Source organism: Comamonas sp. A7-5 (assembly GCF_039581385.1).
Taxonomy (GTDB): domain Bacteria; phylum Pseudomonadota; class Gammaproteobacteria; order Burkholderiales; family Burkholderiaceae_C; genus Comamonas; species Comamonas thiooxydans.
Map to the genome: position 1 here is coordinate 199521 of NZ_JBCPWO010000006.1, position 25968 is coordinate 225488.

Sequence of the window (25968 nt, forward strand, 5' to 3'; positions counted from 1 at the left end):
ATCAGCCAGCAAACGACAAAACAGGAGACCACCTCGCGGCGGACTCCTGCTCAGCCTTTACTGCTGCTGTTGCTGTTGCTGTTGCTCGTCAGCGGCTGCGCGGTTTTCACGTGGCTCGCGGTTCTCGCGGGGTTCGCGATTCTGACGAGGAGCACGTTCGCGGTACTCGCGATCGCCACGGGGTTCGCGCGGCTCGCGGGGCTCGCGCTCGGGCATGCCGGCGGGACGCTCGGTCAGCGCCTTCATGGACAGCTTGACGCGACCCTTGTCGTCGGTTTCCAGAACCTTGACCTTGACCACTTGACCTTCTTGCAGGTAGTCGGTGACCTTTTCCACGCGCTCGTGAGCGATCTGGCTGATATGCAGCAGACCGTCCTTGCCGGGCAGCAGGTTGACCAGGGCACCGAATTCCAGGATCTTGACGATGGGGCCTTCGTAGACCTTGCCGATCTCGACTTCGGCCGTGATCTGCTCGATGCGCAGCTTGGCAGCTTCAGCCTTGGCGCCGTCGGTGGCGGCAATGGTGATGGTGCCGTCTTCCTCGATGTTGATCTGGGTGCCGGTCTCTTCGGTCAGCGCACGGATGGTGGCGCCGCCCTTGCCGATCACGTCACGGATCTTCTCGGGGTTGATCTTCATGGTGTAGAGCTTGGGCGCGAAGCTGGAGACTTCGGTCTTGGCTTCGCCCATGGCTTCCTGCATCTTGCCCAGGATGTGCATGCGCGCTTCCTTGGCCTGAGCCAGGGCAACTTGCATGATTTCCTTGGTGATGCCCTGGATCTTGATGTCCATCTGCAGGGCGGTGATGCCGTTGGTGGTACCGGCCACCTTGAAGTCCATGTCACCCAGGTGATCTTCGTCACCCAGAATGTCGGTCAGCACGGCGAACTTGTTGTCTTCCTTGATCAGACCCATGGCGATACCTGCCACATGCGCCTTCATGGGCACGCCGGCGTCCATCATGGACAGGCAGCCGCCGCAGACCGAAGCCATGGACGAGGAGCCGTTGGACTCGGTGATTTCCGACACCACGCGGATGGTGTAGGGGAACTCTTCCTTGGTCGGCAGGCAAGCGGCCAAAGCGCGCTTGGCCAGACGGCCGTGGCCGATTTCACGGCGCTTGGTCGAGCCCATGCGGCCCACTTCGCCGGTGGCAAAGGGAGGCATGTTGTAGTGGAACAGGAAGCGGTCTTCAAACTCGCCAGCCAGCGCGTCGATCTTCTGAGCGTCACGCTCGGTACCCAGCGTGGAGATCACCAGGGCCTGGGTTTCACCACGCGTGAACAGCGCGGAGCCGTGAGTGCGGGGCAGCACGGAGGAGCGGATTTCGATGGGGCGCACGGTACGGGTGTCGCGGCCGTCGATACGGGGCTCGCCCGCCAGGATCTGCGAACGCACGATGCCGGCTTCGATATCGAACAGCATGCCTTCGACCTTGACGCCGTCGAATGCCACGCCTTGCTCGGTCAAGGCGGCCTTGACATCAGCGTATGCAGTGCGGCAAGCCAGGGTACGCACCTGCTTGTTGCGTTCCTGGTAAGCGGCGCGCAGCTTGGCTTCGCCCAGCTCGGCCACCTTGGCGATCAGCGCTTCGTCCTTGGCGGGAGCAGTCCAGTCCCATGCGGGCTTGCCGCCTTCGCGCACCAGATCATGGATGGCGTCAATGGCGATCTTGCCTTGCTCGTGACCGAACACCACGGCACCCAGCATCACTTCTTCAGGCAGTTGCAGGGCTTCGGATTCCACCATCAGCACGGCGGATTCGGTGCCGGCAACGACCAGATCCATCTGAGAATCCTTGCGCTGGGTCTGACCGGGGTTCAGCACATATTCGCCGTTGATGTAGCCCACGCGAGCAGCACCGATGGGGCCGCTGAAGGGAATGCCGGACACAGCCAGGGCCGCCGAAGTGGCGATCATGGCAGCGATGTCGGCGTCGACTTCGGGATTCAGCGAAATGGTGTGGATGACCACATGCACGTCGTTGTAGAAGCCTTCAGGGAACAGGGGACGGATGGGACGGTCGATCAGACGCGAGGTCAGAGTCTCCAGCTCGGAAGGCTTGGCTTCGCGCTTGAAGAAGCTGCCGGGGATCTTGCCGGCGGCATAAGTCTTCTCGATGTAATCAACGGTCAGGGGGAAGAAGTCCTGGCCGGCCTTGGCGATCTTGGAGCCCACGACAGTGGCCAGCACCACGGTGTCGTCGATGTTGACCAGCACGGCGCCGGAGGCCTGACGGGCGATTTCGCCGGTTTCCATGGTGACCGTATGCTGGCCCCACTGGAAGGTCTTGGTAACTTTATTGAACATGGTCATATTGACTCCCTTATGAATAGCTGGATACGCTCATCCAGTCTTGATTTGGAGTGCAAACAGAACACGATGCCATTCCAGTGCTGCGCTGAGCGCTATCAATAGTGCAGCATTGGAATGACACAGCTTCGCTCTGTTTTGCGAACTCCGAAGTAAAAAACGCCTGAGCTAGGCAATCTAACTCAGGCGTTTCGATCTTTCACCGTGCTTACTTGCGCAGGCCCAGCTTGGCGATCAGTGCTGTGTAGCGGTCAGCGTCCTTGGACTTCAGGTAGTCCAGCAGCTTGCGGCGACGGCTCACCATGCGCAGCAGACCGCGACGACCGTGGTGGTCCTTGGCGTTAGCCTTGAAGTGGGGAGTCAGTTCGTTGATGCGAGCTGTCAGCAGAGCCACTTGCACTTCGGGGCTACCAGTGTCGTTTTCGGAACGAGCATTGGCCTTGACAACTTCAGCCTTCTTATCGGCAGCGATCATTTTGTTTTCCTTAGGATTTGGCACTCGACGAGGAGCACCTTGGTTACTTGCGCCAAGGCTGGAAAGGCCTCAGCGTGCGTCTTGCACCATGCAAAACTTGGCGATTATATCAAGAGGCGATTTATTCCCTATGCAGTAGCACGACTAGGCACCAGACCAAGGCAGGCAAACCCGCTTGCCCGCTCCTAAGCGAGACTCGGACAATGCGCCCATCACCTCCAGCCGGGGATCTGCAATGACCAGCTTTTCTAGACGCTATTCGTTTGCCAGCCTCTGCACTGCGGCCCTGATGGTCTTCGCTCTCGCAGATCAGCCAGCACTCGCAGCCAACGCAGGCCAGCGCAACCACAAAGCAGCCAAGAAGCAAAACGGCAAGGTCAAGATCCAGAACACCCGGAGCAGTTCGGAAGAAACAACTGCCGAACGCGATAGACGGCTCTATCGGGAATGCCAGGGAAGACCCAACTCCGGGGCATGCGCGGGGTATGCCTACCCGGCTTCCGGCCGCCGCCGCTGAGAACAACCACCGATCTCCCCATCAAGACCACTCATCCAGTCACAAAGCATTTGGCATGCAACGAAACGTAATATGCCGGCATGCTCAACCTGCACCTCATTCGTCGCCATTTTTCCAGAGGCTTCACAGCCATTGAACTCATGGTCACGGTTGCCGTTCTGGCCGTTTTGGCCGGCATCGCCGCGCCCAGCTTCAATCCAATGATTGAACGCTGGCGAGTGCGCCAGGCATCCGAGGAGTTGCAGTCCACGCTGTACTTTGCGCGGTCAGAGGCGATCAAGCGCGGGGGAGGAGTTGCCATTCTCCGGAACACCAGCACCGACGGATGCACGATTTCCGACACTGACACGGATGCGTGGAATTGCGGATGGCTCGTATTTGCCGACAAAAACAGCGACGGCGTCAAAGACAATGGTGAAGAAATTCTTCAGCAAACGCCTCCTCCTCGCCGCGTTAAAGTCAAGCTCACAAGCATTAATAGCAGCACCGGGCAGGACAGCGGAAGTCTGACCAAGCCCGTTCAGGTCGATCGCTGGGGTCAACTTACAAGCAACAGCGTATCTTTTTTCGCCTTCCGCCTGACGCCAGCGAACAGCAGCAACGCAGAAGCCAGTGCAAGCTCGCTTTGCGTGAGTGGCAGCGGACGCATCAAGCGTATGAATTCAAGCACCGTCGCCTGCATCTGAGAAAGCCCATAGAGGAACAGCAATGCAGGTCGGCTACATAGCTCGTGATTCTTAATAAGGAGTCCGCGTGTCTTGCTCTACCAGCTGCAGTTGCCAAAGGCAATCTTCATCTCGTGGACTCACGGCCATTGAGATGCTGATGACCATGGCAGTGCTGGCCGCCTTGACTGCAATTGCGGCACCCAGCTTCAACCCCTTATTTGATCAATGGCGCGTATATCAAGTGACTGAGGCAATGAAATCCAGCTTGATGCTTGCCAGATCCGAAGCCATCAAACGTGGTGGCAAGGTCTATCTGGAAAAGCTTCCGAAAACCACCGCCGGATGTGTAACGGATGGAACCACTCAAGACTGGGATTGCGGCTGGGTTGTCTTTGTTGATGCCAATGCCAACAAACGCTGGAATGCGGGCGAGGAAATTCAGCGCTTCGACACACCCAAAAACATTCTGGTCACCAAAAATCCATCCGGCGCCACTATTAGCCTGAACCGCTGGGGTCAAGCCAATGGCGCCAACCTTTTCAGCTTTTATATCTCCCCAAAAAAAACTGGAATTACGTCTCCTGCAGCCAAGGGCATATGCCTTGCTGCGGGCGGTCGCATTCGCATCATTGATCAAAAAGATATCCCATGCGTCTAACCCATACCATCCGCGCAAAAAAACAGCTTGGAATTACTCTGCTTGAGTCATTGATTGCCATTGTTGTTGCTGCACTTGGCATTCTCGGCATTCTGGGCGTCCAGATGCGCACACTGACAGACACGCAGACCAGCATGCGCCGCACCCAGGCCATTCGGCTAATTGAAGATCTAAGCGAACGGATGAAGGTCAACCCCAATGCCCTCCTAAGCATTGGAGATTACACATCCACCTTTACGAAAAAAGCTGCCGACTACGCCAGCGCTGACTGCTCAACAACAGCATGCACCCCCAGCAAACAAGCCAGTTTTGACTTAAAGATCTGGAAAACAACGCTCCAGCAAACACTTCCACTAGGGCAAGCTCAGATTTTTCTAGCCCCAGGAGAAAGTGCATCTGATGGCAATCGTCGCCAACTGGGCGTTATTATTGCCTGGCGTGAAAATGAACAGGATGGCGCCAAGGCCGACATCATTGATGCCAGCAAAATAAAAAGCTCCGATGGGAAGTTTGAAAATGCAGGCGGCGATGATAACGCCTGTCCTGAAAATTTCATATGCCATCTGCAATATATCTCTGTCTCTGCACGCTGCGCACCATATGGCGATAGCTCCAACCCCACCGTCTATTGCTCATGAAAATAGCGAAACACATCAAACTGCGCCCGAAACCACTCCACTATTCGAGTAAATATAGACGCCACGCCCCAATTCAACAAAGAGGTGTAACTCTACTAGAAATGCTAGTGGGTCTAGTTATTGGATTACTAGTGGTAGCAGTTGCAGCCGGCGCGCTAATGGTATCACGCGGTGTTTCAGGCACTGTCAGCGATGTAAGTGGAATTCAGCAGCAAGGCGCTCATATTATTCGCATATTAGCCTCACAACTGCGTCAAGCCGGTTCTCTATATTTGAACCCCAACCCAAGCTCCGCTGCAGCCTCAGCAAATGATGCACTCAGCGCCGTAGTTTTTGAAATCAAAGCAAAATCTAAAGACAACAAAGGAAATAGCTTCGATCAATCAAACACTCTAATCGGAGGAGCTGACACGTTAACTACCGGATTCAGACGCTATCAAGATAATGTTTTTTTCTCCAGCAAATCCGGAAGCAACACAGATTTTCAGGCTCGAAATTGCTTGGGAGCACCAGGAAATGAAAGCACAGATGAACGTGTAGAAAGCATTTTCACATTTTCCGAGGACAGCCTTCGCTGCGCAGGCAATAGTAGCAATGCACAACCAATTGCCCAGAATGTTGCTGAGTTTCAAGTCGCTTACCTTGTTCAAACTGTTGCCTCAGGTACTGGCTCCAGCATTCAGCGCGTGAAAGCAGCAGACATGCCCACAGAAAATACTGATCCAAAGTGGCGTCAAGTTCAAGGTGTAGAGATTTGCTTTGTTCTTTATGGTAATGAACTTATAGACCTCAAAGACCTCCCCAAAGCAACGAGAAGTTACACGCAGTGCGATGGCCAAAGCAAAGACCTCACCGAGCTCACCGGCGCTCGCAAGAGTCGCATCCACTTGCTTTTTCGCAATACCTTTCAGCTACGTAGCCAAGGCTTGCTCTGATTTATGCAATCTCACAACACCCCATTGCAACCAACCCACGTGCAACCAAAAATTCAATTCACAAGAAAAAATAAACAGCAAGGAATCGCATTATTTTTGGTGATTATTTTTGTCATGCTCTCAATGCTCTTGGCACTGTGGGCATCACGCACCTCTTTATTTGGCGAAATGATTGTTGGCAATGATGCGGATTACCAACGAGCCTTTGAAGCAGCTCAAGCCCTACTACAGGATGCTGAACTGGATATTCGCGGAGAAACCTCCAGTGGTACAGCATGCAGTGCACCACCATGTCGCGCGTACAGTTCCGCCTTGCAGTTCCCGGGGGATTCTCAAGAAATAAACCCATTGATTACAAAACTGGAAGCTGAAGCAACGAGATGCAAAGATGCCCTTTGCGCAAGACGTGTGGGCCGACAGGATTTCTGGAATTTCGCGACATCAGAAACTGCCATATCACCAGCAGCAGATGCAAGTCTTGGCGAAGTACCTCTTTCGGCAATGACACCCGTTGGGGCACGTTATGGCCAGTTTACAGGCGCCGCTCATAAGACAGACAACGGCCAGTTAAACCCGATTCTCGCGGAAACCGCCGATGGTAAAGGTGGTTGGTATTGGATTGAGGTCATGCGCTACAGCGATGCCGCCAAAACTGCGAATTTAATTACAGATTCAAGCACCAGCCAACTGCCTCTTAATCTTGATGTATATGTAATTTACAGAATTACAGCCTTGGCAAAAGGACGAAAAGATGGAACTACTGTTGTATTGCAGGAAACTTACGCTCGCCAGCGCATGAAGGACTGAGCACAACTACCAACCAGAGATTTTAACGGCTCTTCTTCAACAATAATATCGATAATTTTTCTTCTATTTCATATTCAACAAAATGGAAGCAACCATGTCCCAAATTACAGTTTTTCCATTTCAGAAGAGACTACTTGCCATTGCCATCGGAGCAATACTCACACCCACGGCAACCTGGTCAATAAATTTAGTACAAGAACCCCCTCTTCCCACATCAAAGTCCGCTTTCGTCGCACCCAATGTAATTATCTCAATTGACGACTCTGGAAGTATGGACTGGGGCGTAAAAACCACGCAAGACGGCCCAAGCACCATTGGCCCTGGATATACAGAACCCGACAGCGACGGCAAATGGAAAAGCAATGCAAAGCGCATCAATGTCCTCAAATATGCTCTAAAAGCAGTATTTAACGACAAAGAACTCATTCCAGATAATAAAATACGCATTGCTTGGCAAGCAATGCATGATAATGGCGGGTCAAAAAACAGCACCGCGAGCAGTGTTGATTCAACCTCAATGAACACTAATTCGATGCGTCCCATTGATGCAAAAATAAACAATAGCACCCAACACAGAGATAACTTCCTTAGCTTCGTAAGTGGTTTGAAAGCTAATAATGGAACACCTTCACACAGGATGTTCAGTCAAGCCGATTCCTATATGCGAAGACCTTTGGGCAGAAATAGTCCTTGGTCCAGTGACCCCGGCGGAACAGGAAGTAAAAGCACTGAGTATTTAGGATGCCGTCGAAATTACCATATCATGATGACTGATGGTGTTTGGAACGGAACCGCCACAGGAGGAGACCAAGATGGCCAAAATTGGCCTGCACTCAATGGTCGCCAAGCATATGATGCTTCATCAGATCAGACAAAAATCTATTATGACGCATACTCCAACATGGCCGCTGACTGGGCTTTTAAAAGCTGGATGAGCCCACTCCAAGACCCTACAAAACTTAAAGACTCTGACAAACTCAAGCCCTCGCAAATTTATACAGAAGCGAGCACCACTCAAAATTTTTCAGCCACAAAGAATGTAGGTGTTTTCGAAACGCGCCCTGTATATGGACAAGTTTGCACTCAATGGAACTGGTGGAATCAATGTACAAAATATGAAACCAAACAAACAGGCACCGAACAAATTCAAGTTGGGACACGGCAAGAGACAAGGTCTGTCAATTTAAACAAATATTGGAATCCTGCGTACAACCCTGCTACGTGGCCTCATATGGTCACTTACACAATTGGTTTCAGCGAACAAGCAGTCTCCTGGAACCTGAGCCCCGATATCATTGCCCCCAGCAACAAAGTTCCATTTGGATATACAGATGGATTCATTGACTTAATCACTGGTTGGGTGACTTGGCCAGACCTACTCTCCAGCGAACATCACAAGTCCGACTCAAATTCGGACCGTGCACTAGACTTATGGCATGCAGCCATTAATGGACGGGGTCGCTTCTATGCAGTGACAGAAGCAGAAGACCTAGCCAAAGCATTTCGCGAAATCATTGGCAAGATCAACGACGAAAGCGCCCCCCTTCCCGACAAAATTGCTGGCGGTGGCAGCACCAGCGGCTACAACGTTTCACAGAATAATGCCGGTATCTATGCCTCAGCCTATAGCCCCAAGGATGGCTGGAGCGGCTATATCACCGCCACTCGCGCACTTGAGCCAGAAACATACGCCTGCCCCACTAAAGACGATCCAGAAAAGACCTGCATCCGCTTTCCCGATGTGGTTTCCGGCTGGGACGGCAAAAGCACGGCAGAGAGGTTAGATGCTCTGCAGCCAACGAATGGCCAACCCGATGGTCGACTGGTACTAAGCTGGAGCGACGAAAGCAATGCAGGCATTCCTTTCAAATGGACCACAACAGCTAGCCCGATAGGCTACAGCACGACCCAAATCAAGACGCTGATCGGCAGCACTGCCGCAGGTGCTCTGACGGATGCCGATAGAGTCCTGGGACAAAACATCGTCAACTACATCCGAGGCGACCGCTCACTCGAAGGCACCACGGATGCCAAACCCCTGCGCGTACGCGCGAGTCGGCAGGGAGACATTGTGAACTCTGAAATCTGGTACACCGGTGGCCCGATAAGCAACTATTCCATGGGCTATTCGGCCTTTGTGACTGCGCAGAAAGACCGCAAGCCTGTTCTGTATGTTGGTGGCAACGACGGTATGCTGCACGGCTTCTCAGCCACCAATGGCAGTGAATTGCTGGCCTATGTACCCCGTGGCGTCGTAGGCGGACTCAAGAAGCTGACAGATAAGGACTATCTACATCAGTATTACGTCGATGGTTCACCAATGACCGGAGACATCAAGGATGGTGATAACTGGAAGACAATGCTCGTCGGCTCACTGGGAGCGGGAGGCAAAGGCTATTTTCTGTTGGACGTAACCAATCCAAGCAGTTTCACCGCAGCAGCAGTCATAAAAGATCGCACCCGCAGCAATAGCGAGGCAGCCCCCACCTGTAGCGCGCTAACCGGAACCGCACAGCAAGATTGCGCCGCTACAGTGACTGAAGATGCCGATATCGGCAATATCACCGCCCGGCCTGGACGCAACCCCGCCAGCCTGCAAGAAGCAACGCAAATCACGCGCCTGAACAATGGGCGCTGGGCAGTGCTAATGGGCAATGGCTATAACAGCACCAATCAACGTCCCGTGCTGCTGGTGCAATATCTGGACGGCGACAGGACTCTTAAACGCATTCAAGCCACCACTGCCACGACCGGCACAGGCAATGCCAGCGACAACGGATTGGCATCGCCCGCATTGGTGGACCTTGATGGCAATGGCAAGACCGACGTCGTCTATGCTGGGGACAATTTGGGCAATCTCTGGAAATTTGATCTGACCAGCACCGTCGACAGCAACTGGGCCGTAGCCTATGGCTATGACAAGCCTCTGTTCACCGCACGCGGCCCTGCCACACTGACAAGCACCACTCGCGACCAAGTGCAACCAATTACGGCTCCGCCAATTGTGCGAGCCAATGACCGAAGTATGACCATAGGCACAGGCACTGATGCTAAAAGTGTGCCCTTGGGTGGCATGATGGTTGCATTCGGTACAGGCCGGAACCTCACGGCAAATGACCGCCGCACCGACATCGCGCAAAACGTCCAAACACTGTATTCAGTCCTGGACAACACACGCTATCGAATGAATACGGATAAAACCGCCTTGGAGGTTCACCCAGGCTCAGGCGACTGCACTACAAACCCAGCATGCATCCCAACACCTGCGCCTGTTGGCACCATGAACAGCACAGGGAAGCTGCTTGCACAGCAAAGCATTACTGTGCCCACCGGGGCTACCAATGATGACGCAACCGTAACGGCCAATCAGGAGCTGACCGCTGCAACCTGGAAAAGCTATAAGGGCTGGTATCTAGACCTACCAGCCGCTGGTGAGCGCCTGCTCAAACCCATGCAGTTCTTTGATGGCAGCAATATTTTGGCCGTTTATAGTGAGTCGCCCTCTGGCACCAAGAATGCCGAGAGCGACAACATCAACGAGAGTTGTGTACCCGTCAAAGTGGACACCAGTGCCGGAGCTCAATGGCGCACACTTATCAACATCATGGATGGCAAGCGCCCCACCATTCAACTCGTGGACACCAATAACGACGGCTTCTACAACAGTTCGGACATGAACATTGCACGGGTAGCAGTCAAGACCGGTACACCACTGCTGATTACAAAGCGCGATCGTATTACCGACCTCACTGGCGGCGGTGGACCGCGCGACACATTGGCACGCATGCCCGAACAATCCACACGCCCTAGCTGGCGCCAAATCAAATAAGAAGGGAAGCCATGACTTATCGAATTCGCACCGATCAACAGGGCTTTACTTTGATTGAACTGATGATCGTGGTTGCCGTCATTGGCATTCTCAGCGCCATCGCCTACCCGAGTTATACGGAATATGTGCGCCGCGGCCATAGAGCTGATGCTCGGGCAGGGCTGTTGCAAGCGCAGCAATGGATGGAGCGTGCAGCAACGGCAACAGGCGTCTACCCAAGTGCTATACCAGATACGCTGACTTGGGCCAGTGACACAAACAAGCGTTACACCATCAGCCTCAATAAAGATGGCAACAAGGACACTCAACTGGCATTTATTTTGAGTGCAGCACCCAAATCACCCGGCCCACAAGCCAGCGATAAATGCGGGACCTACACGATCAGCAATACAGGACTGCGTGGGGCAAATGGAAAGACATCTGGTCAAACCGGCTACGACACAGATTGCTGGGGCAAGTAAGCCAGACGCCTCTGCATTACCATCCTGGGCATGACACCCTCTGCCCACTTCATGAACAAAGCGCTTGAGCAGGCTGCTCAGGCGCTTTTTCTTTCTTCACCCAACCCGCGCGTTGGCTGCGTGATCGCCGATGCCTCGGACCGCATCATCGGCCAGGGCTTTACCCAGCAGGCCGGCGGCCCGCATGCCGAAGTGATGGCTTTGCGCGACGCGGCTTCCAAAGGCAACGATGTGCGCGGAGCCACGGCCTATGTGACGCTGGAGCCCTGCTCGCACCATGGCCGCACCGGCCCCTGCTGCGACGCCTTGATCGCAGCCGGCATCGGCAAGGTGGTGGGTGCGCTGACGGATCCCAATCCGCAAGTGGCCGGCCAGGGTTTCGAGCGGCTGCGCGCTGCGGGTGTTGAGGTGGAGATAGGCCCCGGCGGAGCCGAATCACGCGAGCTCAATATCGGCTTTTTCAGCCGCATGATTCGCGGCACACCCTGGGTGCGCATGAAGGCTGCCAGCTCGCTGGACGGCGTCACGGCCTTGCACAACGGCCAAAGCCAGTGGATTACCTCGGCGGCCGCCCGGGCCGAGGGACATGCCTGGCGTGCCCGTGCCTGCACGATTCTGACCGGCATAGGCACGGTGCTTGAAGACAATCCGCGCATGAATGTGCGTGATGTAGACACGCCACGCCAGCCACGCATTGCCGTGGTGGACAGCAAGCTGGACATCCCGCTGGATGCTCATGTTTTGAAAGCACCTAGCGGTTGCCTCATCTATACCTGCAGCACAAAGCAATCCAAAATTGAAGCACTGCAAGCGCTAGGTGCTACGGTTATTGCTATGCCCAATGCTGCAGGCAAGGTGGATCTCGCGGCCATGCTGCGGGATCTGGCCCAGCGCGGCACGAATGAGCTGCATGTGGAAGCTGGCTTCAAGCTCAACGGCTCCCTGATTCGCGAAGGCCTGGTCGATGAGCTTCTCTTCTATCAAGCCCCGAAACTGCTTGGCACGGGCGCCATGGGTATTGCCAACTTCGGCCCGCTCGACAGCCTGGACCAAGGTCTGCCACTGGTGTTCCATGATGTCGCCCGCCTGGGACCGGACCTGCGCATTGTTGCCAGAGTCCAGGGACGAGAGCAGTTCTAGCGCAGTCTGTGTCCGACATGTGAACCCGGTCATCATGGGTTACAAAGCAGCAATGACGGCTTCTATCTCCACATCGTCACGGCTGCAACCATCAGGGCCGCAAAAGCATCTGGCGCTGCTTGCCGGCGTCATTGCCGCGATGCTGCTCACAGGTTGCGCGGCATCGCTGCCCAAGGATGTGGAGCGCCCCGTCAGCACCGCACTGAGCCAGCCCCAAAGCACAGAGCTGGGCCTGTTCATCTCTCAGGCTCGCCCGGCCAAGGCAAAGCCAGATGCCTCGGCTTTTGCCTTGCTCTCCGGCCCCAAGCATGCCCTCAGCAGCCGCATGGCGCTGGTGGAAAACGCACAGAAAACGCTGGATCTGCAGTACTACGCCATCCATGCAGACCAAAGTACCGGGCGACTGCTGCGCGCCGTCGTGCAGGCGGCCAAGCGCGGCGTGCGCGTACGCGTGCTGCTGGACGACTTCCACAGCACGGGGCCGGACGCGCAGGTCATGCGCCTGGCTTTTGTGCCCAATGTGGAGATGCGCATGTTCAACCCGCTGGCCGGCTCGCGCGCCTCCACCATCGGCCGCGCCTGGACCTTGCTGACCGACTTTCAGCGCGCGCAGCAGCGCATGCACAACAAGCTGTTTGTGGCCGACAACACCCTGGCCGTGATTGGTGGGCGCAATCTGGGCGATGCCTACTTTGACGCCTCCAATGAAGGTAATTTTGTCGATCTCGATGTCTTGACCGGCGGCCCGGTCGTCAAGGATTTGTCGCGCAGCTTCGACCGCTACTGGAACAATGTGCGCGCCTACCCCGTGCAGTCGCTGATCAGCGAGCCTGACTTGCTCAAACTCAAAAAGCAGTTTGAACAGGAAGACGCCAGGAGCGAAGCCGAGCATGCCCGTAACACCACCGTCCCCAGACCGGAACCCGAAGACAGCCCCTTGAATCTGACCCAGATCCCATGGATCTGGGCCCAGGCCATGGTGCTGGCCGACAGCCCGACCAAGATTCCCGCAGAAGGGGCGGAGCGGACTGCCGCCGATGAGTCATTCGAAGCAGCGGTGCTCAAGGCCGACGACGCCAACAACCTCCCCCCCTTGGCCACACCAGCGCTGAATGCCGAGTCGGTGGTCGATGGTCTGCTGGCTCTGATTCGCTCTGCCAGGCGGGACTTACTGGTCGTTTCGCCCTACTTTGTACCGGGGCCGGAGATCATGGATGCCTTTCGCACCGCACGCAGCAAAGGCGTACGCATCCGGGTACTGACCAACTCCCTGGCCTCCAACGATGCTCCACTGGCACATGCCGGCTATGCCCGCCATCGCAAGGCACTACTGGAGATGGGCATCGAATTGCACGAAATGCGCAGCGAAGCGGCCAATGTCAGCTCCGCCCTGCGCGCAGGCGGCACGGGCTCCAGCGGGGGCAGCTCCGGTGCTTCGCGGGCCATGCTGCACACCAAGCTGCTGGTCATAGACGGGCGGCTGGTCGCCGTGGGTTCCATGAATCTGGATATGCGCTCACGCCTGCAGAACACCGAGATCGCCGTGCTGATCGCCAGCCGCCGCTTCAGCCAGCTGGCCGGCGACAGCATCGATGAAAGCCTGCCCGAAAACAGCTGGCGGGTGGACCTGGATCCCAAGGGAAAGCTGGTCTGGCGTGCACCTCAGGACAGCGGGCTAGCGGACTCTTACTCGGAGCCCGATGCCAGCCTGGGGCTGCGCCTTATGCTGCAGCTGCTCGGGCCTCTGGCTCCGGACAGCCTGCTTTAGGCATGGTTTGCGGCCAGGCCCATTCCTGCTGCAGATCACGCTGTGGCAGCGCCTGTACCCAGTCGCTGATGGCGCGTTGATCGGTCTGGGTGCGCACTTCCTGATAAGCCAGCTCGGCCTCGGGAAAACGTCTGCGCATGAGGTTGAGCCACTGTTTGAGGCGACCCGCACGCTGGCGCGGCTCCAGATCCTCGCAGACCATATGCCAAAAACGCTGCACCTGGGGCACCAGCACCAGCCAGTCAATGCCAGCGACCGTGCTGACGCTGCCGTGCTCCACGGCGCGGCGCACGGCCAGGGCCAGACCCGGATCGGCCACAATGCCACGCCCGAGCATCAGATCGTCGCAGCCCGAAACTTCGCGGCAGCGCAAGGCCTCTTCCACAGTCCAGATCTCGCCATTGGCCACCACATTCACGCCCACTGCATCGCTGATGCGTGGAATCTCTTCCCAATAGGCCGGCGGACGATAGCCGTCCAGCTTGGTACGCGCATGGACGACGATCTCACAGGCACCGCCCTGCTCCATGGCTTGCGCGCACTCGGTCATCAGCGCACGGTCGTTGAAACCCAGCCGCATCTTGGCCGATACCGGCAGCTGCGCGGGCACGGCACGGCGCACGGCGTCGACCACGCGCACGATCTGCTCGGGATCCTGCAGCAGCGATGCACCGCCGCCATGGCGGTTGACCACCTTGGCCGGGCAGCCGAAATTCAGATCGATGCCCTCGGGGCCCAGGCGCGCCAGATTGGCAGCGTTCTCGGCCATGCTGACGGGGTCCGAGCCCAGCAGTTGCGCCCGCACCGGCACGCCGGCCAGCGTCCGGCTGCCGTTGCGCAGCTCGGGCATGGTACGCAGATAAACCTTGTCCGGCAGCAGCGAGCCGCTGATGCGAATGAATTCGGACACGCAGCGATCCGCGCCGCCCACTCGGGTCAGCACATCGCGCAACACAAAATCCAGCAGCCCTTCCATGGGCGCAAGCAGCAGTCTCATTTCAGATTCAAATCAGATTGACCTGTGGCGCTTATTCAGAAAACGCCAGCAGCTATTAATTCAGAAGCAATTGGCAAGCTTGGGCAGTAATGACTGGCCGATCCACTGCGAATTGGCGCAGATTCACACCAGTGTCATCGTCAGCTCATGCAATAGCGCATCCGCACTTGTAATGCGCCAGACAGAAGCAGCCATGATTTTGCAGAAAACCGCCAAGGCCCAGGAGGAACTTCAGCCCGGATCGCGCCAGCTGCCGCAGCGCGCGCGCTCCCTGCTGTTGCTGGCCGGCGGCAAGAGCATGGAAGAACTTGCCGCCATGCTGGGCAGCGATCATGCCGCACTGGCCCAGCAATTGGTGGAACAGGGATATCTTCAGCTGGTGACTTCATCCAGCGCCCCCAGAGAGCGCAGTCTGGCCACTCATCCAGCGATCCCTCTCGCCAAAGTTGGAGACAGCCCGGCCACACCTGCCCTGGCGCCAGCCGAAGAAGCCACTGATTCGACACCAGCCATCAATATGGCGGGCACGCGCATGTATTTATTCGATATGTGCGAGCGCCTGTTTGCCAACCGCCACGAGGCACTGGCCCAGACGTTGCGGACCCAGCTGCGCGAGGCCAGAGACCTGACCAGCTTGCGCAGCGCCGGCATCAGTCTGCTGACTGCGGTAGAGGAATATGCAGGCGAAGAGCGCGCACATTCGCTGCGCGAGAGGCTGGCGGCCCTGCTGGCGCATGGGGAAGCAACCGATCCAACCTGCCAGGAACTGCAAGGCGCAATCGCCTAGCAGCCTGGCTGTCAGCCCGCCTTGGCCAGACGCCAGAGCGAGGTCACTTCGGCAGAGCGCGCAATGTGCAGAGGATCCTCTCGGTCCTGTACCTTGCCATGATGCGGGCGAACATCCTCACGCCCCAGCACCTTGAGTCCGGCGGCTTCAATCCAGCCCAGCAACTCGTCACGCGTGCGCAGCTTCAGATGCTCGGCCAGGTCGGAGATGATGAGCCAGCCTTCGCCACCTGGCAGCAGGTGTGCCGCCAGCCCTTGCAGAAAGCCGCGCAGCATGCGGCTGTCTTCGTCATAAATCGCCTGATCGAGCACCGATGCTGCCTTTCCCGGCAGCCAGGGCGGGTTGCAGACGATCAGACCGGCCTGCCCTTGCGCGAACAGATCGGCATGCTGCAGCTCAACCCGGGAAGCATGACCCAGGCGCTGCAGATTCTCGCCGGCGCAGGCAAGCGCACGCTCGCTGGTATCGGTGGCGACCACCGACTTCACGCCGCGCCTGAGCAGCAATGCCGAGAGCACGCCCGTGCCGACACCAATATCCCAGGCCTGTTCCAGACCGGCTGCGGGAATGCTTGCACGCGCCACCAGATCGAGATACTCGCCGCGCACGGGCGAGAAAACACCGTAGTGCGCATGAATGCGGGCGCCATCCAGGGCAGGAATCTCCACCCCCTTCTTGCGCCACTCATGGGCGCCGACCACACCCAGCAGATCGCGCAGCGGCACCAGCACGGACTGCGCATGCACTTCGGCCGGAACTGTGCCCCAGGCCTCGGAGCAGGCCTGACTCCAGTCAGGAGCCCGGCGCAAGGCGCAATGCCATTGCACATCCAGCTCGATCAGAATGCTGGCCAGCATGCGTGCACGCTGGGCCTGGGACTGGCGGTACAGATGAAAAGCGTGGGGAAAGCCTGCAGCAGCAGGGCTCTTTGCCGGGCTCTTGCGTCGCGACTTCTTGTCCAGCCGGCGGCCCAGTGCCAGCAACAGCTGACGCGCATTCTGAAAATCACCACGCCACAGCAGCGACGCACCTTCGCTGATATGGCGAAACGCCGTATCAGCGGGCATGGTGTCATCGGCAACTTCGATGCGGCGGGGCTTGGGCAAGCTGCTTTCGCTGCGCCACAAAGCCATATGGACCTGGGCTTGCTCCTGCCATTGCAGCAGGTCGAAAGCAGATGCGGGAGCGCAGACTGAGGCCGCGAGCTTGCTATTGGGAGACGTCACGGCCTGTCTTTCAGTGAGTGCTGAACGCTGTGATCAGCCGTTCAGAGGACGCTTGACGCGCACTTCTTCAATCTTGATGCTGCCAATCACAGCCGTCTTGGCCGTGGACATTTCACGCTTGAAGCCTGCCATTTCATGGAAACGCAGGGCACGCTCGTTGCGCAGCGGAATCCAGGCTGTCACATTGGTGCAGCCTTCTTCCAGCAGACCATCTCGGGCGGCGTCCCACAGGGCAACGCCAACACCTTGATTCCAGTGCGAGGGAGCTGCATAGATAGCCCAGATCTCGCCGGTGGTCTGGCGGGATTTTTCATCACGGGAGCGGTCAAAGCCGACAAAGCCAACGATCTTGTCGCCGTCAATGGCGACCTGGACCTGTGGCTCACAGTATTCAATAGCTTCGCGCCAGTAAGCCTGGCGCTTTTCAACCGAGGACATGGCCTTCAGTTGATCATCGGGAACCAGACCTCGATAAGCCTCCAGTGCGGAAGCAGTATGGATCTGGGCAATCGCTTTTGCATCGCGAAGAGTAGCGGGACGGACCTGGATACTAGACATGGAAAAACCGGGGCGGAAACATGTAAGAATAGAAGGGCGTAATTGTCTACAGATTCAGAGTTTTGGCACGCGGTGCAGTGGTTAGCCATTTGCTCAACTGCGGCTGTTCGCAATTTCTTGCTATGGCGCAATCTATGTGCTATGCGCTCCACTAAGCAGAGCAGAAAGCCCGCAACCATCAATGGTTTGCGTCACATTTGATGACAATCTGGCAAGCGCTCACGACAGCACCGAAGCGCTCAATCCCTGTTCGGCGGCCAAGAAACTTCAGAGCCAGCGTCGCATGAAGTCCATCACCCGGTCGAATTTCTCCCCAAACGGCGGGTACAGCAGGGAAGTCGCCGCCCAGCGCGACTGCACGAAAACCGCCTTCTGGTGCACAAAGCGCAAAAAGCCCTGCTCTGCGTGATAGGCACCCCAGCCGCTGTCGCCGACACCGCCGAATGGCAAGTTCTCATGCGCCACATGCAGCAAGGTGTCGTTCACACAGACGCCTCCGCTGACGGTGCGCATCAACACCGCATTGCGCTCGGCCTCGTCGTTGCCAAACCAGTACAGCGCCAGCGGGCGCGGGCTGGCGTTGATGGCATTGATCACGTCTTCGATATGCTCGTAGGAGATCACAGGCAGGATGGGGCCGAAGATCTCTTCCTGCATCAGCTGCATCTCGCCCGTGGCGCCGAACACCAGCGCCGGAGCGAACTGCCTCTCCACGGCCTCGCCCCAGGCCGTGGTGTCGCCGTCCGCAGCGGGGGCCGCTGCCTCATGCATCCAGTGCACCTGTGCTCCCAGGCTTTGCGCCTGGCGCAGCATCTGCTTGAGCCGTGCCAAATGGCGCTTGCTGATGATGGCCGTGTAGTCCGGATTGCCCGAAATGCGCGGGTACAACTGCTGCACCGCCGCCTGATAGGCCTCGGCAAACTCCTGCTCCTTGCCGCGCGGCAGCAGCACATAGTCAGGAGCGATGCAGGTCTGCCCGGCATTGACCAGCTTGCCATAGGCCACCTTGAGCGCAGCGGCCTGCATATCGCAGTCCTGCGCAATGATGCAGGGCGACTTGCCCCCGAGCTCCAGCGTGGTGGGCGTCAGGTGCACGGCGGCCGCCTGCGCCACACGCCGCCCCACGGCCGTGGAGCCGGTGAACAGCAGATGGTCGAACTGCAGACCCGAGAACTGCGTGGCCACGGCCACATCACCCTCGATCACGCAGAACTCTTCGGGTGCAAAGAACTGGGCGACCAGTTCCGCCATTTTTGCCGAGGTATGTGGCGTCAGCTCGCTGGGCTTGAGCATCACGCGATTACCCGCCGCCAGCGCCGTGATGGCCGGCGCCAGCGATAGCTGCAGCGGATAGTTCCAGGGCGAGATGATGCCCACCACGCCCAGAGGCTGGCGCTCCACCCAGGCCTTGCCGGGCTGCAGCATCAGCGGCGTGCGCACGCGCTGGCGCTTGCTCCACTGGGGCAGATGCTTGAGCGTGTGCCTGAGCATATTGCGCACCAGCATCAGATCCAGCATCTCGGTCCAGCGCTCGGAGCGCACGCCAAAGTCCTGCTCCACCGCCGCGCACAAGGCCGGGCCGTTCTCGTCCAGCATCTTCTGCAGACGCAGCAGTCTCTCCCGGCGCACCAGCAAAGGTACATCGACCTGCGTGCGGCTGGCTTGGTACTGCAAGTCAAAAATGCGGTGCAAGTCCATGTAGTTCATGCCTGTCTGAAAATCCCAAGATCACAGTCCCGACCATACCGCGAGACTGCGTAAACGCAGCGTAAAAAAAGAGCCTGATGCAACACTGCACAGGCTCTTGTGTGTTGACCGCGAAACAAGCCTGCGGCCCTTTATTGCCTCACCTGCTCCAAAGTATGAAGCCTGTGTAAGCGCTTGTCATTACGACTCGTGCACCTCGCGTGGCTGCACATCGGTCACATCGCCGGCACCCGGCAGAACGCCGCGACGCCCGCGGGCTTCACGCCCATCCTTCTTGGCATCGGCATTGCCCGACGATTGCGCCATCCACTCGGCCCCCGAGCGGTACACCGTCTGCCAGCCGGCAAAGGGGCTCATGGCGCCCATGCTCATGGGCACCACGGGCTGGCCCGTGAGCCTAGCCCACAGGGCGCGCGCACCCCAGGCCAGGGCGATGAGGCAAGCCACGGCCATCAGGCACAGGAAGAACACCAGGCCCACCAGCATCAGCATGATGCGGACGGCCCAGCGGGTTGCAGTGGCGGCGAAATCGTTCAAAGCAATACCTCTTTCTAGGGTTCAGGTCCTCAGGCAGCGCCTGCGGACTCGAACCGGAACACCCCGGGATCATTCACCGGGTCGACTGTCACCGCTATCGTACTCTTGGGCGGGAATTTCCCCTCAAGTAACAACTTGGACAGCGGGTTTTCAATACGCTGCTGGATTGCGCGTTTGAGCGGACGGGCACCGAACACGGGATCGAAGCCCACCTTGGCCAACTCGGCCAGGGCCTGCTCGGACACCTGCATGCTCAGTTCCATCTTCTGCAGACGGCTTTCCAGCAACTTCAGCTGAATCCTGGCAATCGCCTCGATGTTCTTGGCATCCAGTGCATGGAAGACCACGGTTTCATCGATGCGGTTCAAGAATTCGGGTCGGAAATGGTTTTTAAGTTCCCCCCAGACCGCTTCCTTCACATCATCGGCATCCTCGCCAACCATGGCCTGTATCAGATGCGAGCCGATATTGCTGGTCATCACGATCACGGTGTTCTTGAAGTCCACCGTGCGGCCCTGGCCATCGGTCAACCGGCCATCGTCCAGAACCTGCAGCAATACATTGAAGACATCAGGGTGGGCTTTTTCCACCTCGTCCAGCAGCAGCACGCTATAGGGCTTGCGGCGCACGGCCTCGGTCAGATAGCCGCCTTCCTCGTAACCCACATAGCCGGGGGGCGCACCGATCAAGCGTGCCACAGAGTGCTTTTCCATGAACTCACTCATGTCAATACGCACCAGATGGTCCTCGCTGTCGAACAGGAAGCCTGCCAGCGCCTTGCACAGCTCTGTCTTGCCCACGCCCGTGGGGCCCAGGAACAGGAAGGAGCCGGTGGGGCGATTGGGATCGGACAGACCCGAGCGCGAGCGGCGAATGGCATTGGCCACGGCGCTGATCGCCTCCTCCTGGCCCACCACGCGCTCGTGCAGCTTGTCTTCCATGTGCAGCAGCTTGTCTTTTTCGCCCTGCATCATCTTTGCCACGGGGATGCCCGTGGCACGACTCACCACCTCGGCGATCTCCTCGGCTCCGACCTGGGTGCGCAGCAGCTTGTTGGCCGTCGCGCCATCCTGGCCATCTTCCTTGGCCTGGGCCTCATGCAGCTGCTTTTCGAGTGCGGGCAGCTTGCCGTACTGCAGCTCGGCCACCTTGTTGAAATCGCCCTTGCGCTTGAACTCCTCGATCTGGATGCGCAGCTGATCCACTTCCTTGCGGATCTGCTCCGACCCCAGGGCGCTGGCTTTCTCGGCCTTCCAGATTTCCTCAAGGTCGGCGTACTCGCGCTCCAGGCTCTCAAGCTCTTCCTCGATCAGCTGCAGACGCTTTTGCGAAGCCTCGTCCTTCTCGCGCTTCATGGCCTCGCGCTCGATCTTGAGCTGGATCATGCGGCGCTCGAGCTTGTCCATCACCTCGGGCTTGGAGTCCATCTCGATCTTGATCTTGGCCGCGGCTTCGTCGATCAGGTCAATGGCCTTGTCTGGCAGGAAGCGGTCGGTGATGTAGCGATGACTCAGCTCCGCAGCGGCAACGATGGCGGGGTCGGTGATATCGACGTTGTGATGCGCCTCGTACTTCACCTGCAGGCCGCGCAGAATGGCGATAGTGTCCTCCACCGAAGGCTCGTCCACGATGACCTTCTGGAAGCGGCGCTCCAGAGCGGCATCCTTTTCGATGTACTTGCGGTACTCATCGAGCGTGGTCGCACCCACGCAATGCAGCTCGCCACGCGCCAGCGCGGGCTTGAGCATATTGCCGGCGTCCATGGCGCCATCGGCCTTGCCGGCGCCCACCATGGTGTGGATTTCGTCGATGAAAAGAATGATGCGGCCTTCGTCCTGTGCGATTTCCTTGAGCACGGATTTGAGGCGCTCCTCGAAGTCGCCGCGGTACTTGGCACCGGCCAGCAGGCCCGCCATATCCAGCGACAGCACGCGCTTGTTCTGCAGGCTCTCGGGCACTTCGCCGGCCACGATGCGCTGGGCCAGGCCTTCGACAATGGCGGTCTTGCCCACGCCGGGCTCGCCGATGAGCACGGGGTTGTTCTTGCTGCGGCGCTGCAGCACCTGGATGGCGCGGCGGATTTCATCGTCGCGGCCGATCACGGGATCGAGCTTGCCGCTGCGGGCGCGCTCGGTCAGATCCAGCGTGTATTTCTTGAGCGCTTCGCGCTGGCCTTCGGCTTCTGCACTGTCCACGTTCTGACCTCCTCGCACGGCATTGATGGCCGCCTCCAGGCTGGATTTGCTCACGCCGCTCTGCTTGAGCAAGGCACCGGCACGCGTGGCCGAGCCTGCGGCATCGGCCAGCGCCAGCAGAAACAGCTCGCTGGCGATGAACTGGTCACCGCGCTTGAGGGCTTCTTTCTCCGAGGCCTGCAGCAGGCGGGCCAGCTCGGAGCCGACCTGCACATCGCCTTGCTGCTGCACGCGCGGCAGATCAGCCATGGCCTGTTCTGCCAGGTTCTTGAGTTGTTGCACATTGCCGCCGGCGCGCTGCAGCAGCGCACGCGGGCCGTCGTCCTGGCGCAGCATGGCCACCAGCAGGTGCAGAGGGTCGATGGTGGATTGATCAGCACCGAGCGCCAGGGACTGCGCGTCGGCCAAGGCTTCTTGGAATTTGGTCGTCAGTTTGTCAATTCGCATGGTTTGTCGCTTTCGCTCCAATCAGATTCATTGCCATTTATCTGATAGTCAAACAGGGGGTTTCAAGACCCGAATGCGCAAAAAACAGCAAAAAGCAGATCCGCAACCGCCCTGCTTGCGGTATATCAAGTTCAAGCATCGCGCCAGCACCGAGCCAGTTGCGTAGGAGTAAGCCCATAGTGCTTGCGAAAGCTGCGCAGCAAATGACTGGCATTGGCAAACCCCGTTTCGGCGGCCAGCCATGCAAGCTGCGGCGTGCGTCCTCTTGCACCGCCTGCGCTACCCAGCAGGCGGGCGCAGACCTGCTGCAGACGCCGCTGCATGACCCAGTCATGCACGGTGCATCCCATGCTTTGATGGAACATACGGGCAAAGTGATATTCGGACAAGGCCACGACCTGCGCCAGCGCGGGCAAGCTCAGGGCTTTGCTGTCGGCGAGATGAGCCTCCACATAGTCAAGCACCTTGCGCCGGGCCGTGGATGACAGGCCACCCAACGGTTTCAGCAGCTTGTGCCGCTGCCAGGGCGCCGCCGATTGCAGCACCAGCCGATCCAGCACTTGCTGGCTCAGGAAGTCCGCCTGCCATATGTCGTGAGCCTCACTCCAGTCCAGTCGCCACAGCGCCTGCGACCATTGCGCATAGATTGGATCCTGGGAATAAATCTGCGGTGTCAGCGTAATGCTGCGCGGCTCGGCATCCAGCAGGCGCACCACTCGGTCGGCCCAGGCAATGTCAGAGACATACAGGTGCAGAAACTGCACAGGCTCACGCACCAGCCAGCGCGATTCATGCTCGGCCGGGAGAACGCAAAAGCGCCCTGCTTCGCCTCGGGCCAGTGCATCGCCCTTGAGTTGCGATCCCCGACCTCCTGCCAGATAGACAGACAGCGTGTGATGGCCTTGCTGCCGGTAGTGCACCTCATCATCGTGATTGGTCCAGATTGCCAATTCCAGCGACTGACTCAAACCCGCTCTGCGCCTGATCTGGGCGCGTGACCGAGCCAGTACATGACTCAGATGCGATGGGGCGGATACAGCGCTGGCGGGCATGCCTGCATTGTGGCGCCAGCTATCTGGCCGCGCTTGCTGCAGCGCCACAAAACCGCAGGAATGTGCAATGCAGAGCCAATCCAGGCGCGCAAGATCTGGTTCTTCGAAGCACCAAGACTTGCCATGCTTTTACCTCTTTATGCCCTGGTCGTGCTGATCTGGGGCTCCACCTGGATCGCTCTCAAGATGCAACTGGGCAGCGTCCCCGTAGAGCTGTCCATCGCCTACCGCTTTGGTCTTGCCTCCCTGGTGCTTTTTGCCTGGCTGCTGCTGACCCGCCAGTGGCGCATCCCCCGCGGCGCAGCCATTCCACGCGTGCTGGGCCAGGGACTATGCCTGTTCAGCCTGAACTTTGTCTGCTTCATGCACGCCAGCGAGACCCTGACCAGCGGCCTGGCTGCCGTGGTGTTTTCCAGTGCCAGCATCTGGAATGCATTTCTGGCGCGAGTCATCCATGGCCGCAGGCTTGCGCCCAATGTGCTCGCAGGCAGCGCTCTGGGCCTGACGGGTCTGGTGATTCTGTTCTGGCCAGAGCTGCAGCAGGGTCAGCACGCCAGCTGGCAAGGTCTGTTGTGGGCGCTGGGTGGAACGCTGTGCTTTTCCTGCGGGAACATGCTTTCTGCATCGCTGCAGGGCCTGGGCTACAAGCCGCTGCACACCAATGCCTGGGGCATGCTGGCCGGCACGCTGCTGCTGCTAGCGTATGCGCTGATCGCCGGTCTGCCCTGGCACTTTGACACCAGCCCGCAATATGCAGGCGCACTGCTGTATCTGGCCATTCCCGGCTCGGTGATTGCCTTTACTGCCTACCTCACACTGGTGGGTCGACTGGGCCCCGAGAAAGCCGCTTATGCCACGGTGCTGTTCCCCATAGTGGCGCTCAATATCTCGGCCGTGGTGGAAGGCTATGAATGGACTGCTGTGGGACTGCTGGGCCTGGCCCTGGTGATGGCCGGCAATGTGCTGGTCTTCAGGCCGCCACGCTGGCTGCAGCCGAACGGTCTGCAAAAAGCATAGCATCTACCGCTCTTATGCACTTCATTTCAGATGATTTTTCGACTGAAACTCAATGAATAAATGCGAAAGCAGCTATCAATTCATAGAATTATTGCCATCGCGCCAATGCCTGCTCGTCGCTGACACGCGCATCCACCCAGCGTGCGCCCTGCCCTGTCTGCTCTTTCTTCCAGAACGGCGCCTCGGACTTCAGATAGTCCATGATGTATTCACAGGCCTCGAAGGATTTGCCGCGGTGGGCGCTGGTCACGGCCACCAGCACGATCTGGTCCATGGGCTGCAGCAGGCCGATACGGTGAATCACGCGCGCGCCATAGATACCAAAGCGCGCCACGGCCTTGTCGATGATGGCCTCGATCGACTTCTCGGTCATACCGGGGTAATGCTCGAGCTCCATGCTGGAGACGGCATCGCCCTCGTTGCGGTCGCGCACCGTGCCGACAAAGCTGCAGACCGCGCCCACACGTGCATCGCCGGCGCGCAGAGCGGCAATCTCGGCCGAGAGGTCAAAGTCCTGGGTCTGAATGGATACACGTGCTTCAGTCATGCCTGCATTGTCGCAGGCCAGCATGGGCATGTCTGCCGCATTAGCATTGGGCCATGGCCACACAAACCATCAATCTGCCGGAGTACACGCTGTACCCCTCTCCGCGCAATGAGCACCGGATGATTTTCGAGTTCCAGCTCTTTGTGCCCTATCCCTATGAGCTGATCCACCTGCCCGACTACAACTTCAAGGGCAAGGCCACGCTGTTTGCCGCCCACCGCAAGCGCGACAACAAATCGGGCCAGCTCATTACCTGCGAGCTGGCCGTGGACATCGAGCGCTTCGAGCGCCTGTTCGAACCAAGCTAAGCCATGGACGACACCAGCCAGATTCAGCCGCCGACCAGCTTTGCCGAGCTGTTTCGCACGCGCAGCGGCAAGCTGTCCGTACCGATTGCCGAGGTCGTCGCACGCTATGAGCTATGCGAAGACCTGGCAAGCCATCTGACCGAGCAGGCACAGACGCTCTATCACTCGGGCAACTCCTCCGAAGAACAAGTGCTGCTGGGCATGCACGCGGGCCTGGCCGCGGAGGGCTCGGTCGTCACGGCGCCTGAGGCGGGCTGGATCGTGCAGCGCCTGGCCGAGCTGCTGGAATGGCGTGCACCGCAGTTCCCCGCTCCAGCAGACCCGGCCTGAAAACCCGGGCACAACGGATCTTCAGCGCTTTCAGACAGGCATTTTTCGCTC

General features: G+C 58.2%; 24 protein-coding genes. 14 read left to right on the forward strand and 10 right to left on the reverse strand.

Annotation, left to right across the window (positions count from 1 at the left end; all coding sequences use genetic code 11):
* Nucleotides 1-57 precede the first annotated feature (57 nt).
* A complete protein-coding gene (pnp, locus tag AAIL67_RS13510) occupies nucleotides 58-2316 on the reverse strand; it encodes a polyribonucleotide nucleotidyltransferase (RefSeq protein WP_343484223.1) in 2259 nt (752 codons plus the stop codon).
* Nucleotides 2317-2521: 205 nt separating this feature from the next.
* A complete protein-coding gene (gene rpsO, locus AAIL67_RS13515; RefSeq protein ID WP_003057844.1) occupies nucleotides 2522-2788 on the reverse strand; it encodes a 30S ribosomal protein S15 in 267 nt (88 codons plus the stop codon).
* A gap of 235 nt (nucleotides 2789-3023) precedes the next feature.
* On the opposite strand from rpsO, the gene AAIL67_RS13520 reads away from it, so the two are divergent.
* The 10 genes from AAIL67_RS13520 (at nucleotide 3024) to AAIL67_RS13565 (ending at nucleotide 14209) form a co-directional block, all read left to right on the forward strand.
* Complete coding sequence (locus tag AAIL67_RS13520; RefSeq protein WP_343484224.1) at nucleotides 3024-3305, forward strand: hypothetical protein; 282 nt, start codon at nucleotides 3024-3026, stop codon at nucleotides 3303-3305.
* Between the two features lie 80 nt (nucleotides 3306-3385).
* A complete protein-coding gene (locus AAIL67_RS13525; protein ID WP_063661553.1) occupies nucleotides 3386-3991 on the forward strand; it encodes a GspH/FimT family pseudopilin in 606 nt (201 codons plus the stop codon).
* A 67-nt stretch (nucleotides 3992-4058) separates the two neighbouring features.
* Nucleotides 4059-4631 carry a GspH/FimT family pseudopilin gene (locus AAIL67_RS13530; RefSeq protein ID WP_082877259.1) on the forward strand — a complete coding sequence of 191 codons (573 nt, stop codon included), beginning with the start codon at nucleotides 4059-4061 and terminating at the stop codon, nucleotides 4629-4631.
* Nucleotides 4622-5269, forward strand: coding sequence for a type IV pilus modification protein PilV (gene pilV / locus AAIL67_RS13535; RefSeq protein WP_053283585.1), 648 nt, complete (start codon nucleotides 4622-4624; stop codon nucleotides 5267-5269). The genes AAIL67_RS13530 and pilV overlap by 10 nt, the downstream gene beginning before the upstream one ends.
* Nucleotides 5266-6204 (forward strand): PilW family protein, encoded by a 939-nt coding sequence (locus AAIL67_RS13540; RefSeq protein ID WP_082877260.1) that lies wholly within the window; start codon nucleotides 5266-5268, stop codon nucleotides 6202-6204. The genes pilV and AAIL67_RS13540 overlap by 4 nt, the downstream gene beginning before the upstream one ends.
* Nucleotides 6205-6207: 3 nt before the next feature.
* Nucleotides 6208-7011 carry a PilX N-terminal domain-containing pilus assembly protein gene (locus AAIL67_RS13545; RefSeq protein ID WP_082877261.1) on the forward strand — a complete coding sequence of 268 codons (804 nt, stop codon included), beginning with the start codon at nucleotides 6208-6210 and terminating at the stop codon, nucleotides 7009-7011.
* A gap of 94 nt (nucleotides 7012-7105) precedes the next feature.
* Complete coding sequence (locus AAIL67_RS13550) at nucleotides 7106-10840, forward strand: PilC/PilY family type IV pilus protein (RefSeq protein WP_082877262.1); 3735 nt, start codon at nucleotides 7106-7108, stop codon at nucleotides 10838-10840.
* An 11-nt stretch (nucleotides 10841-10851) separates the two neighbouring features.
* Nucleotides 10852-11301 carry a type IV pilin protein gene (locus AAIL67_RS13555; RefSeq protein WP_063661561.1) on the forward strand — a complete coding sequence of 150 codons (450 nt, stop codon included), beginning with the start codon at nucleotides 10852-10854 and terminating at the stop codon, nucleotides 11299-11301.
* A gap of 30 nt (nucleotides 11302-11331) precedes the next feature.
* Nucleotides 11332-12441 carry a bifunctional diaminohydroxyphosphoribosylaminopyrimidine deaminase/5-amino-6-(5-phosphoribosylamino)uracil reductase RibD gene (gene ribD / locus AAIL67_RS13560; RefSeq protein ID WP_343484225.1) on the forward strand — a complete coding sequence of 370 codons (1110 nt, stop codon included), beginning with the start codon at nucleotides 11332-11334 and terminating at the stop codon, nucleotides 12439-12441.
* Nucleotides 12442-12493: 52 nt separating this feature from the next.
* Nucleotides 12494-14209 (forward strand): phospholipase D family protein, encoded by a 1716-nt coding sequence (locus AAIL67_RS13565; RefSeq protein WP_343484226.1) that lies wholly within the window; start codon nucleotides 12494-12496, stop codon nucleotides 14207-14209.
* On the opposite strand, the gene AAIL67_RS13570 is transcribed toward AAIL67_RS13565, so the two are convergent.
* On the reverse strand, nucleotides 14163-15206 hold the full coding sequence (locus AAIL67_RS13570) for a tRNA-dihydrouridine synthase (protein ID WP_343484227.1): 1044 nt from the start codon (nucleotides 15204-15206) through the stop codon (nucleotides 14163-14165). The genes AAIL67_RS13565 and AAIL67_RS13570 overlap by 47 nt on opposite strands.
* Nucleotides 15207-15378: 172 nt before the next feature.
* Here AAIL67_RS13570 and AAIL67_RS13575 point away from each other — a divergent pair, with 172 nt between their 5' ends.
* On the forward strand, nucleotides 15379-15993 hold the full coding sequence (locus AAIL67_RS13575) for a hypothetical protein (RefSeq protein WP_224650000.1): 615 nt from the start codon (nucleotides 15379-15381) through the stop codon (nucleotides 15991-15993).
* Between the two features lie 11 nt (nucleotides 15994-16004).
* Here the strand turns inward: AAIL67_RS13575 and AAIL67_RS13580 are convergent, their stop codons facing one another.
* From AAIL67_RS13580 to AAIL67_RS13605, 6 genes are all read right to left on the reverse strand, one after another.
* On the reverse strand, nucleotides 16005-17219 hold the full coding sequence (locus AAIL67_RS13580) for a class I SAM-dependent methyltransferase (protein ID WP_224649998.1): 1215 nt from the start codon (nucleotides 17217-17219) through the stop codon (nucleotides 16005-16007).
* Nucleotides 17220-17252: 33 nt separating this feature from the next.
* Entirely contained in the window at nucleotides 17253-17777 is a 525-nt protein-coding gene (locus tag AAIL67_RS13585; RefSeq protein ID WP_034348967.1) for a GNAT family N-acetyltransferase, read from the reverse strand.
* Nucleotides 17778-18044: 267 nt separating this feature from the next.
* Entirely contained in the window at nucleotides 18045-19484 is a 1440-nt protein-coding gene (locus tag AAIL67_RS13590) for a coniferyl aldehyde dehydrogenase (RefSeq protein WP_343484228.1), read from the reverse strand.
* A 180-nt stretch (nucleotides 19485-19664) separates the two neighbouring features.
* A complete protein-coding gene (locus AAIL67_RS13595) occupies nucleotides 19665-20021 on the reverse strand; it encodes a hypothetical protein (RefSeq protein WP_034378739.1) in 357 nt (118 codons plus the stop codon).
* Nucleotides 20022-20050: 29 nt separating this feature from the next.
* Nucleotides 20051-22663 carry an ATP-dependent chaperone ClpB gene (gene clpB, locus AAIL67_RS13600; protein ID WP_343484229.1) on the reverse strand — a complete coding sequence of 871 codons (2613 nt, stop codon included), beginning with the start codon at nucleotides 22661-22663 and terminating at the stop codon, nucleotides 20051-20053.
* Nucleotides 22664-22794: 131 nt separating this feature from the next.
* Nucleotides 22795-23631: a helix-turn-helix domain-containing protein gene (locus tag AAIL67_RS13605; protein WP_231905795.1), complete on the reverse strand. Its 837-nt coding sequence runs from the start codon at nucleotides 23629-23631 to the stop codon at nucleotides 22795-22797.
* Nucleotides 23632-23838: 207 nt separating this feature from the next.
* Here AAIL67_RS13605 and AAIL67_RS13610 point away from each other — a divergent pair, with 207 nt between their 5' ends.
* Nucleotides 23839-24732 (forward strand): DMT family transporter, encoded by an 894-nt coding sequence (locus AAIL67_RS13610; protein WP_343484256.1) that lies wholly within the window; start codon nucleotides 23839-23841, stop codon nucleotides 24730-24732.
* An 88-nt stretch (nucleotides 24733-24820) separates the two neighbouring features.
* On the opposite strand, the gene moaE is transcribed toward AAIL67_RS13610, so the two are convergent.
* Nucleotides 24821-25279 carry a molybdopterin synthase catalytic subunit MoaE gene (gene moaE / locus AAIL67_RS13615; protein WP_343484230.1) on the reverse strand — a complete coding sequence of 153 codons (459 nt, stop codon included), beginning with the start codon at nucleotides 25277-25279 and terminating at the stop codon, nucleotides 24821-24823.
* A 53-nt stretch (nucleotides 25280-25332) separates the two neighbouring features.
* Between moaE and AAIL67_RS13620 the strand changes: the two genes are divergently transcribed.
* Complete coding sequence (locus AAIL67_RS13620; protein WP_003057869.1) at nucleotides 25333-25587, forward strand: hypothetical protein; 255 nt, start codon at nucleotides 25333-25335, stop codon at nucleotides 25585-25587.
* Between the two features lie 3 nt (nucleotides 25588-25590).
* Entirely contained in the window at nucleotides 25591-25917 is a 327-nt protein-coding gene (locus tag AAIL67_RS13625) for a hypothetical protein (RefSeq protein ID WP_343484231.1), read from the forward strand.
* Nucleotides 25918-25968: the final 51 nt, after the last annotated feature.